Below are 10462 nucleotides of genomic sequence, written 5' to 3' on the forward strand. Positions count from 1 at the left end.
CCAAGGAGTTGGGACTAGTGGTTGTCTTCCTAAGACCGCTTGGCCTCCGACTTCTGTGCGCGCACAGCGACGGCGGATCCGGCGTGACCCGCTGGGCGCAGCTCGCCGAGGAGTGGGCCGGCGTCCGGCCGGGCGACCGCGACTGGTATCCCGGCCAGCCGCTGCTGGTGACCGCCAACGACTACGACGCTCAGGTCTATAACGGCGACGTCGGCGTGGTGGTCGAGCGCGGCGGCCTCAAGGCGGCGTTCGCGCGGGGCAGCGGCGTCGCGCTGCTGTACCCCAACCAGCTCGTGTCGGTGCGCAGCGTGTACGCGATGACCATCCACCGCAGCCAGGGCAGCCAGTACGACGCGGTGTCGGTGGTGATCCCGCCGGTGGGCTCGCGGCTGCTGACCCGGGAGCTGCTGTACACGGCGATCACCCGGGCTCGTACCCGCGTCCGGCTGATCGGCGACGAGGACGCGATCCGCGCGGGCGTCGAGCGCCGGGTGCTCCGTGCGAGCGGGTTGCGCGGCTGACGCGGCATCGGTAGGTGCTGTTGCGCTGCGGTCGCCGGGCGATCCCCTCGATCAGCCGTGCGCCCCGGGCGGGAGGTGAGGGTGTCCGACCCGCCTGACCGCATAGACCGGGAGTAGACCGAATCCGGCAGGCACGATCCGATTATGCCGCATTTCGGTCACCTGCCGGTCCGCGGCAACTACCGTTCATCACGTGAATCTGGGGGAGGCGGCCCGGCTGCACGATGCGGTGGATCGGCTGGCGGCGGGGCTGGGCGGCGGGGAGAGCGCGGATCTGTCGGTGTCCGCATGGCAGATCCTGCGTGAGGCGGCGCGGCTCGGCGGCGATGCCAGCCCGTCCACCATCGCCGTCGCGCTCGGGTTGCGTCGCCCCAATGTGTCGCATGCGATCCGCGAACTCCAGCGTGGTGGGCTGCTCGAGCCGGACGGCGCAGCACCGGACGCCCGCCGCCGCATCGTCCGGCTCACAGCTGCGGGCCGTGAGGTCTTGGGTCGCTCACGTACCGGGCGTGCGCACCGGCTCGCGACCCTCGTCGCCACGCAACTCGGGGCCGACGAGGCGCGCCGGCTCGCGGAGGTCGTTCCGCTGCTGACGCGCCTCGCCGACACCGCATTCGCGGCCGACGTCGAGTCGGCTAGTGCGCGTGGTGGGCGGGCTTGATCGATGCGCAGGCCGCCTGAGCCTTCTGCCACGCCTGCTCGCTGACGCCGGCCGGCGGGCCCATCCGGTGGTGCATCCCGCCGGGCTGGGCTGTCCCCGACGCGGGCGCCGCGGCCGAGGTGGAGGAGCCGGTTGCGTGCATGCCGCCGTGATGTTTCGGCAGCGTCACCCCGTTCTGCTCGAGACACTGCCGGTACGCAGTCATCGCAGCCCTCCGCGACGTGCTGGAGGCGGCGGCGGAGGGTGTCCCCGCCGTGCTGGAGGACTCCGTGGCCGTCGATCCGGTCGTCGCGGACCCGCTCGATCCCGACGACCCGCACGCCGTGAGCGTCGCCAACACCGCCGCGCCACCGACCGCCACCATCGCACCCCGTCGCACGCGGCCCGGGCCGATCGCCCGCCACGCCCGACCAGACACCGCGTCCGTCTTGTTCGCTTCGAATCCCATATGATTCTCCTTGTCCGTCAGCACATCCCGCCTTGCGGGAGGTGTCGTTCACGAGGAACGTGACGGTGACGGTAGGGACGGTGGCTGGCAGGCCGCTGTGGCAGGGCGGCGCCATTGCTGCCGACTGCGCTCACGGTGATCGCAACCCTGGTCGGAGGGGGTGGTCGCGGTTAGTCTCGGCTTGTGGCATCGAGATTTCTGACGTTCCCCAACCCCGTCAACGAGTATGCGGCGCGGTCGACCGCGGGGCTCGTCGTGATACTGGCGGTGGTGACCATCGCCGTGAACAGCTGGTGGCTGTACGCGGCGCTGGTGATCGGCTTCGCGTTGCGCGTCGCCGCCGGTCCTACGCTGTCGCCGTTCGGCCGACTGTCCGTGCACGTGATCGTGCCCGCGTTGGGCAAGACGAGGATGGTGCCGGGCCCGCCGAAGCGGTTCGCGCAGACCATCGGCCTCGTCATCACGGGTGCAGGGCTGATCCTGCACGTCCTGGGGGTGACCCCGGCCGACCGGATCGTCGTGGGACTGGTCGTGATCGCGGCGCTGCTCGAGTCCGTGTTCGGGATCTGCCTGGGCTGCATCGTCTTCGGTTTCCTCCAGCGGCGGGGCGTCATCCCGGCATCCGTGTGCGAGGCGTGCGCGGGCGTCCGCACCGATGCGCCCAAGCTGCAGGTCCCCACCCCCCACCCGCGGTAGCCCGTACCCCGGCAGACCGCGCCGCGCGGTGACTCCGCAGACGACAGCGCCCCGCCTTTCGGCGGGGCGCTTCTGCGGTCAAGGACGGGTTCTCAGGTGAGGATCCTCAGGTGCGGACGCCTTCAGATGAGCGGCAGGATCCCCTGCGCCCATTCGACGGCCGTCTCGTCGGGATCCTCGTCGCCGGAGTTGTCGTGCTCGGCGCGCTCGCCGATGCGCTCGGCGCCCAGGTCCTCGAGGTGCTTGCTGATCAGCTTGCCGCCCTGGTTGTACGTCTCCTCGTAGATCTTGTCGCCCAGTCCGAACACGGCGAACCGCAGACCGGTCAGGTCGGGCGCCTCGTCGTCGAGGGTCTGGAAGAAGTACTCGGCGCCCGCCGGGAGCTCGCCCTCACCGTAGGTCGCGCACACGAAGACATGGAAGTCGCCGGGGACGAGGGCGTCGATCTCGGCATCCATCATGTCGTGGACTTCGACATCGCCCTGCTTCTCGAATACCTCGACCATCGAGTTGGCAGCGCCCTCGGCAGTCCCGGTAGACGAGCCGTAGAAGATGTGAACTGGCATGGTCAGAGAATAACGGGGAGGGGGTAGCACGCCCTAACCGGCGCGCGGCCGTGTGGTTCGAGTCTGCGGCACAATGAACGCAGAGTTCCGCACGGTGGAGGGAAGTCCAATGAGGGATGGGGTATTCACGAGGCGCGCCGCGCTGCGGGCCGGGATGGGGGCGCTCGGCATCGGGGCGCTCGGCGCGGGGGCGTTGGCGGCCGGGGTCGAGACGCGGGTCCTACCCGGCCGCGGCCGGCTCGACCACGCGCTGGGACTGGACGGCACGCCCGGCCGGGTGCCGACGGTGGCGGGCGTCCCCGTCACGAGCGGCACGTTCGCGTCGAAGGCCATGAAGACCACGCTCGGGTACTCGATCGCCAGGCCCGCGACTGCCGGGCCGGTGCGCGTCGCCGTCGTCCTGCACGGGCGTGGCGGCGACCACCGGGGCGCGTTCGACGAATTCGGGATGGACCGCTTCCTCGCGCAGGCCATCGACGACGGCGTTCCGCCGTTCGCCCTCGCGTCGATCGACGGCGGCGACTCGTCGTACTACCATCGCCGCGCCGACGGCACCGATTCCGGTGCCGCGATCCTGGACGAGTTCCTGCCGCTGTTGCAGAGGCAGGGGCTCGACACCGGCCGGGTCGCGTTCCAGGGCACGTCGATGGGCGGCTACGGCGCGATCCTGCTCGCGGCCCGGCACGGTGCCGCGCGGACCGCCGCGGTCGGCGCGCAGGGCCCCGCCATCTTCGCGAGCGCCGCCGACACCGCGGCCGGCGCGTACGACTCGGCGGAGGATTTCGACGCCAACGACGTCATGCGGATGACCGCGCAGTTGCAGGGCATCCCGATCCGCGTCGACATCGGCACCGACGATCCGTTCTATCCCACAGTCGAACGGTTCGTGGACGCCTTCAGCCCACCGCTGGAGCACTCCTACGTCCCAGGTGGGCACGACAACGGCGTATGGCTGCGGTCGATGGGTACCCAGGTGGCGTTCATCGGGCGGCACCTGGCGGCGTGATCACCCGCCGCCGGTAGCTTCTGTACCCATGTCCTTCGCCACCGCGCCGGACGGCGCGCAGCTCTGGTACCACGTGCACCCCGCCACCGTCGCCGGTGCCGACCGCGTCACTCTGCTCATCGCGGGCCAGGCCCTCGGCGCGCAGGCGTGGTACCCGGTGGTCGACCGCTTCCGCGCGTCGGGTCCCGTGATCACGTACGACCACCGCGGCGTCGGCCGCAGCGACGACGTGTTCCCCGCGGGCGGATGGAGCACCCGCTACTCGGCGCGCGACGCCGCGGCGGTGCTCGACGCCGCCGGGGTCGAGCGGGCGGGTGTGTACGGCTTCTCCATGGGCGGCCGGACCGCGCAGTGGCTCGCCGCCGAGCAGCCGGCACGCGTCTCCCGGCTGGTCCTCGGCGCGACCACCGTCGGCGACCGGCACGGGGTGCGGCTGCCGGACGCCGCCCTGCGGATCCTCGTGCGCTCGGACCGGCGGGCGCTGCTGGAGATGTTCTTCACCCCGGACTGGCTCGACACCGACCCGCCCGAGCAGGAGGCGATCCTCGCCGCGCCCCGGTCCCTGCCCGCGCAGCGCGCGCACTTCGCGGCCAGCATGGACCACGATGCGTTCGCGGCGTTGTCCGCGGTCCGCGCGCCGACGCTGGTGCTGCACGGCGAGGACGACCCCCTGTGCCTGGTGGACAACGCCCGGATCCTCGGCGGCGCGATCGACGGCGCGCGCGTGATCACCTACCCGCGCCTGCGGCACGGCTACTACCTGCAGGAGCCGCGGGCAACGGCGGACGCGGCGCTGTTCCTCGCGGGTTGAGCGGTGGCGGGCTCGACTAGCGTCACGGGCATGGAGAATTTCGGCGCGTTCCAAGATCCGATCTACGCGGAGGGGCTGCTGGCCAAGCACAGTCGCTACCCGTTCACATTCGAGGATCTCGAGCGCCGCGCCGGCGAGGTGCTCGACCACGAGATCTTCGACTACATCCGCGGCGGTGCGGGCGACGAGACCACCCAGAGCCGCAACGTCGCGGCACTGCGCCGGTACGGCTTCGTCCCCCGGATGCTCCGCGACCGCACCGCCCGCGACCTGTCCACCACCTTCCTCGGCCGCGAGCTGCCGGCGCCGATCTTCCTGTGCCCCGTCGGCGCCAACGGCATGGCCTACCCCGACGGTGACCTCGAGACCGCCCGCGCCGCGGCCGCCCTCGGGATCGCCGCCATGTACTCGACGCTCTCCGACGCGCCGCTCGAGCAGATCGCCGACGCCCGCGGCGACTCGTTCGCGATGTTCCAGCTGTACCCCACCAGGGACGATCGGCTCACCGACAACCTGGTGCGGCGGGCCGACGCCGCGGGTTTCGACGCCCTGGCGATCACCCTCGACACCGGCACGCTCGGCTGGCGCCCGCGCGATCTCACCAACGCCTACATCCCGTTCCTGCGCGGGCGATGCCTCGCCAACTACACGTCGGACCCCCGATTCCTCGAGCTCGCGGGCGCCGAGAACCCCGCGCCGCTGCACGCGGGCATCGTCTGGTCGTCGCTGTTCTCCAAGCCGACGTTCGGGTGGGAGGACGTCGCCCGGATCCGCCGCCTCACCGACCTGCCGATCGTGCTCAAGGGCATCTGCCACCCCGACGACGCACGCCGAGCCGCGGCCGAGGGCGTCGACGCCGTCGCGTGCAGCAACCACGGCGGACGACAGGCCAACGGCGGCCTGCCGGCGATCGGGCACCTCCCGGACGTCATCGCGGCATCCGGCCTGCCGGTCGTCTTCGACTCCGGGATCCGCGACGGGGTCGACGTCCTCCGGGTGCTCGGCCTGGGCGCGACGCTCGCCGGTATCGGCCGCCCGTACGTCTACGGCCTCGCGCTCGGAGGCGCCGACGGTGTCGCGCACGTCGTGCGCTCGCTCCTCGCGGAGGCGGACCTGACGATGGCCGCGGACTGCTTTGCCCGGATCGCCGACCTGCAGGTCGTCGAGGCCCGCTGAACTGCTCGAGGCGTGCCACAATCGCGCGATGAGCAACTCTGATCCCACTCCCCAACCGGGCACGACCGTGCAATGGCTCGACCAACCCGAGGACCACGACTATCCCGCGGCCGCGGACTACCTCGCGCTGGTGGCCGTCGACGACGCCGTCACGGAGGCGGTACAGAGCCTGCGCGCCGCGCCGATCGTCCACAAGAAGGCCAAGGACATCCTGCGCGCCGCGAGTCTGCCGTTGCTGCCGACCGACAACCCGCACGTCAAGGCCGACCTGCAGAGGATCGGCAAGGGCAAGCCGCTCTCGCCGATCCTGCTGGTGCGCGGCGACGCGGCGAAGGGTGTCCTCGCGCAGATCGCCGACGGCTACCACCGGGTGTGCGCCAGCTACTACACCGACGAGAACACCGACATCCCCGCGAAGATCGCCGACTGGTGAGCGTGAATCCGTGACGTTCTCGACGCTCGCCCTGGTCATCGTGTTGGGGCTGGTCGGGCCGGCACTCGCGTGGCGGCCGGGCTGGCACATCCCCGTCATCGTCGGTGAGCTCGCGGCCGGTGTGGTGTTCGGTGTGACCGGCCTGCGAGTGCTGCACCCGGACGACAAGGTGTTCACCTTCCTCGCCGACATCGGATTCGCGGTGGTCATGTTCATCGCGGGAACCCACGTGCCGGTGCGGGATCCGAAGGTGCGGGGCGCGCTCGGCAAGGGTGCGGTGCGCGCGGTCGCCGTGGGCGTGCTGGCCGCCGCCGCGGGCTACGGCCTCGCGACCGCGTTCCACACGGGCCACGCGGGGGTCTATGCCGTGTTGATGGCGTCGTCGTCCGCGGCCGTGGTGCTTCCCATCATCGACGGCGTCGGGTTGGCCGGCCCCGCCGTCCTCGCCACCACCGCGCAGGTTGCGATCGCCGATACCGTCTCCATCGTCGCGCTGCCGCTGGTGATCGACGTGCACGACGCGGCGAAGGCGGCCGTCGGCGCGGTCGCTGTCGCAGTCTGCGCCGGTGCGTTGTTCGTCGTGCTGCGGTGGGCCGAGAAGTCGGGGCTGCGGCAGCGGGTGCACACGGCGTCGGAGGACCGGAGGTTCGCGGTCGAGCTGCGCGTGAGCCTGGTGGCGTTGTTCGCCCTGGCTGCGTTGGCGACGGCGACCGGGGTGTCGATCATGCTGGCCGGGTTCGCGCTGGGCCTCGCGGTCGCCGGGGTCGGGGAGCCGCGCCGGGTCGCGAAGCAGCTGTTCGCGATCGGCGAGGGGTTCCTCTCGCCGCTGTTCTTCGTGTGGCTCGGCTCGCGGATCGACCTGCGCGACTTCGGATCGCATCCGCGGTTCATTCTGCTGGGTCTGGCGCTCGGGGTGGGCGCGATCGTGGTGCATGCCGCCATGCGCGTGCTCGGCCAGCCGCTGCCGCTGGGGACCCTTGCCGCCGCCCAGATCGGGGTACCGGTCGCGGCGGTCACCGTCGGTGAGCAGCTGCACGTGCTGGTGCCCGGCGAGGCGGCTGCGATGATCCTCGGCGCGCTGATCACGATCGCGGGTGCCGCCGCATGCGCGGGCGTCGCGGCACGCGGCTTCGGCGGTCCGGCCAACGCAGCAGCGCCGGCAACCGGTGGGGCGCCGACGGTGCCGAGTACCCCCGCAACGCCCGATCCGCACGGTCGACCGACCGGGGACGGCGCGCGAAGCCCCTAGCGCCGATCGTCCGCCCCCACGCTGCGTCCAGGTCCCGACCGAGCGCGCGATCCCGGCTCGGGACGGCGACGCAGGATGGGGACGGCGATCTCCTTTGGGGAGCTACCCGGCCTGCGTCGCGCCCGACAGCCGGTCACCGGACGCGCTCGGGGATCACACCTCGTAGCGCACCACGACGGGCGCGTGGTCGGCCAGTCGCCCCTCCCGCGTCTCGGCCTTGTCGACGGTGGCGTCTACTGCCGCGGCCGCCAGGCGGGGTGTGGCGAGGTGGTAGTCGATGCGCCAGCCGACGTCCTTCTCGAACGCCTGCCCCAGCCAGCTCCACCACGAGTACGGGCCAGGGGTGTCGGGGTGCAGCCGGCGCACGACGTCTACGAGGGTCCGCGGACCGAGTTGTGTGCCCAGCCAGGCGCGCTCCTCGGGCAGGAACCCCTCCACCTTGCTGCTCGCGCGCCAGCGGGTCACGTCCAGCTCGGTGTGCGCGATGTTCAGGTCGCCCATGAGCAGGTACTCCCGACCTCGGCCGGCGGCGGCCCGCCGCGTGCGCGCCAGCTGTCGCGCGAACGCGTCGAGGAAGCGCATCTTGCGCTCGTACTTCGCGCCGCCGTCGGGCGCCTCGCGCATCGATCCGGGCCGCTGCAGCTCTGCGGGCAACCCGCCCTTCGGCAGGTACAGGCAGCCGACGGTGACGGGCCGGTCGCCGAGGTCCACCTCGAGGTACCGGCCCTCGGCGGCGAACGGCCGTAGGCCGCGCGCCAGCGGGCCCGGAGGCGCGGGCGTCGGGCGGGGACCGTCGGGCGTGAGCAGCACCGCCTCCCCGGCCCAGCTCCGCACGGCGTCCGGCGGCACGCGGGTCAGGACACCGACGCCGTTGCGGCCCGCGACGGTGCCGGTATCGCACGCGAGATAACCAGGGAGACAGGGGAGTTCGCGCGTCGGGCAGCGTAGCTCCTGCACTGCCACCACGTCGGGGTCGCGGGCGGCGAGCCACTCGCCGAATCCGCGTCGCGTCGCCGCGCGGATCCCGTTGACGTTGACGGTGGCCGCGGTGAACACCGGCTACGGGGCGGTCGCGGTGCTGGACGGCGCGATCAGGATCTTGGCGTGCTTCTCGGGGTCGCCGAGCGCCGCGAAGGCGGCGTCGACGCCGCCCAGCCCTACGGTGCCGGTGATCAGCGGCCGCACGTCCACCCTGCCGCTCGCGATCATGTGCAGGGTGTCGTGGAACTCGCCCGGGTCGTAGCCGAACATGAACCGCAGGTCGATCTCCTTGCCGATCGCGACGGCAGGGGTGAAGTGGTCGGTCTCCATACAGACGCCGACCACGGCCACGCGGGACATCAGGGGGGCGGCGGCGATGACCGAGTCGATCATCCCGGGTACGCCCACGCACTCGAAGACCACGGGGCCCGACGGGGTCGCACCGATCCGCTCGGCGAGCCGGAACACCCGCGGCCACGGCAGCCGGTCGACGATCCGCAGCTTCTCCATCGTCGAGATGCCCAGAGCGACCAGTTCGCTGTACCCGCGGATCTCGTTCTTCGCGGAGTACGCGTCCCAGGGGGAGTCCACGCGCGGGTCCACCACCGCGTGCGCGCCGCATTCGCGGGCCAACTCGCGGCGCCGCGGCGACAGGTCGCTGGCGACGATCCGCTTGACGCCCGATGCGCGGAGCATCGTGATCACGGCCAGCCCGATCGGACCGCAGCCGATGACGATCGCGGTGCGTCGGCCCACCGCGGCCCGCCGGACCGCGTGCCACGCGACCGCCATCGGCTCGGTGAGCGCCGCCTGCTCGTCCGAGAGCGAGTCGGGCACCGGCATCGTGACCGCCTCCTGCACCACGACCTGCTCGGCGTAGCCGCCGGGGGCCTGGGTGGAGAACCCGGTCAGCTGCGCGCCGGCGTCGGTCTTGAGGATCGGCATCGCCACGACGCGCGTGCCCACCGGCCAGCGCTTCCTGCAGCCCGGCCCGTAGGACGCGACGGTGCCCACGAACTCGTGGCCCATCACGATGCGCTCGTCGGACCGCATGAAGCCGTCCTGGCCGGCCGTGGCCATCAGATCCGAGACCTGGTCCGCGTGGTACCGCGCGTGTAGGTCCGAACCGCATATGCCGGTGCGGGAGACGTTCAGCACCAGCTGGCCGGTTCCGGGGTCCGGCGCGGGTACGTCCTCGACGGTGAACTCGCCGCCGGTCACGATCACTGCTCTCATTCGCTAGCCTCCTGGTCGCCGCGTCGATGCTGGCGCGCCCAGGCTAGCGGCAAGGCGTGGGGCGGGCGAACAGTCGCCGCGGATATCGGCGCGCCACGCCGAGTGTGATGGGTCTCACCGATGGCCCCCGGGAACCGGCTGACCTGGCACGTCCCGGGTATTCGGCGCACGAGCAGGCATCGCGCGGCCCCGCCGATTCGGCACGACCGCCGCCTGCTGCCACGCTTGTCCGCAAGCAGAGTACAGGGAGCGGCCATGACGCACAGAACCCCCGAGGGGACTTATCGCACACGACCGTCCCGGCCCGTTGCGGCCGTGGTCGCGCTGGGCGGCGGGCGCCCACGCGAGTGCCTCGACCGCGACGACCGGGCGACGTTCGCCACCGTCGGGGTCATGGTCGCGCTGGCCGCGGTCGCCGCCGGGGTGTCCGGAGGCCTCGCCGTCGGTGCGGGGACCCGGCTGCCGACGGTGGCCGCGGTCGCGATCGGGGTCGTTCTCGGCCTCGTCGTGGGAGCGGTGTCCCGGGCCCTCGCAGCCACCCGTGCCCGGGGCACGGCCGGGCTCGCCGGGCGCCTGGCGATCGCCGTCCTCACCGGCGTCGTGGTCGGCGAACTCGCGGCCACGGCCGCGCTCTCGGCGCACCAAGTCGGAGGCCAAGCGGTCTTAGGAAGACAACCA

Annotated in this window: 11 protein-coding genes; 7 read left to right on the top strand and 4 right to left on the bottom strand. The window is 72.2% G+C overall.

Translation table 11 applies throughout. From position 1 onward, the window contains the following. The first annotated feature begins 714 nt into the window (after positions 1-714). Entirely contained in the window at positions 715-1182 is a 468-nt protein-coding gene (locus ABD908_RS24670; protein ID WP_345001059.1) for a MarR family winged helix-turn-helix transcriptional regulator, read from the top strand. On the opposite strand, the gene ABD908_RS24675 is transcribed toward ABD908_RS24670, so the two are convergent. Next, positions 1157-1630: a hypothetical protein gene (locus ABD908_RS24675; RefSeq protein ID WP_345001061.1), complete on the bottom strand. Its 474-nt coding sequence runs from the start codon at positions 1628-1630 to the stop codon at positions 1157-1159. The two genes, ABD908_RS24670 and ABD908_RS24675, sit on opposite strands and share 26 nt — an antisense overlap. Before the next feature lie 183 nt (positions 1631-1813). Between ABD908_RS24675 and ABD908_RS24680 the strand changes: the two genes are divergently transcribed. Next, on the top strand, positions 1814-2326 hold the full coding sequence (locus ABD908_RS24680; RefSeq protein WP_345001063.1) for a DUF4395 domain-containing protein: 513 nt from the start codon (positions 1814-1816) through the stop codon (positions 2324-2326). Between the two features lie 122 nt (positions 2327-2448). Here ABD908_RS24680 and ABD908_RS24685 read toward each other — a convergent pair whose 3' ends face one another. Continuing rightward, on the bottom strand, positions 2449-2892 hold the full coding sequence (locus ABD908_RS24685) for a flavodoxin domain-containing protein (protein ID WP_345001065.1): 444 nt from the start codon (positions 2890-2892) through the stop codon (positions 2449-2451). A 109-nt stretch (positions 2893-3001) separates the two neighbouring features. On the opposite strand from ABD908_RS24685, the gene ABD908_RS24690 reads away from it, so the two are divergent. The 5 genes from ABD908_RS24690 to ABD908_RS24710 are packed head-to-tail and all read left to right on the top strand — an operon-like array spanning position 3002 to position 7567. After that, positions 3002-3898 carry an alpha/beta hydrolase gene (locus ABD908_RS24690; protein WP_345001067.1) on the top strand — a complete coding sequence of 299 codons (897 nt, stop codon included), beginning with the start codon at positions 3002-3004 and terminating at the stop codon, positions 3896-3898. A 28-nt stretch (positions 3899-3926) separates the two neighbouring features. Then, the gene (locus ABD908_RS24695) at positions 3927-4709 is read left to right on the top strand and encodes an alpha/beta fold hydrolase (RefSeq protein WP_345001069.1); all 783 of its coding nucleotides are present in this window, start codon (positions 3927-3929) and stop codon (positions 4707-4709) included. A 30-nt stretch (positions 4710-4739) separates the two neighbouring features. Next, the gene (locus ABD908_RS24700) at positions 4740-5885 is read left to right on the top strand and encodes an alpha-hydroxy-acid oxidizing protein (protein ID WP_345001071.1); all 1146 of its coding nucleotides are present in this window, start codon (positions 4740-4742) and stop codon (positions 5883-5885) included. 28 nt (positions 5886-5913) lie between these two features. Next, entirely contained in the window at positions 5914-6318 is a 405-nt protein-coding gene (locus ABD908_RS24705) for a hypothetical protein (protein WP_345001073.1), read from the top strand. A 10-nt stretch (positions 6319-6328) separates the two neighbouring features. Then, on the top strand, positions 6329-7567 hold the full coding sequence (locus tag ABD908_RS24710; protein WP_345001075.1) for a cation:proton antiporter: 1239 nt from the start codon (positions 6329-6331) through the stop codon (positions 7565-7567). Positions 7568-7720: 153 nt separating this feature from the next. Here ABD908_RS24710 and ABD908_RS24715 read toward each other — a convergent pair whose 3' ends face one another. After that, positions 7721-8623, bottom strand: coding sequence for an exodeoxyribonuclease III (locus ABD908_RS24715; protein ID WP_345001077.1), 903 nt, complete (start codon positions 8621-8623; stop codon positions 7721-7723). Between the two features lie 3 nt (positions 8624-8626). Next, positions 8627-9784, bottom strand: a complete 1158-nt coding sequence (locus ABD908_RS24720) for a zinc-binding dehydrogenase (RefSeq protein WP_345001079.1) — start codon at positions 9782-9784, stop codon at positions 8627-8629. Between the last annotated feature and the right edge of the window lie 678 nt (positions 9785-10462).

Source organism: Tsukamurella soli, assembly GCF_039541155.1.
Taxonomy (GTDB): domain Bacteria; phylum Actinomycetota; class Actinomycetes; order Mycobacteriales; family Mycobacteriaceae; genus Tsukamurella; species Tsukamurella soli.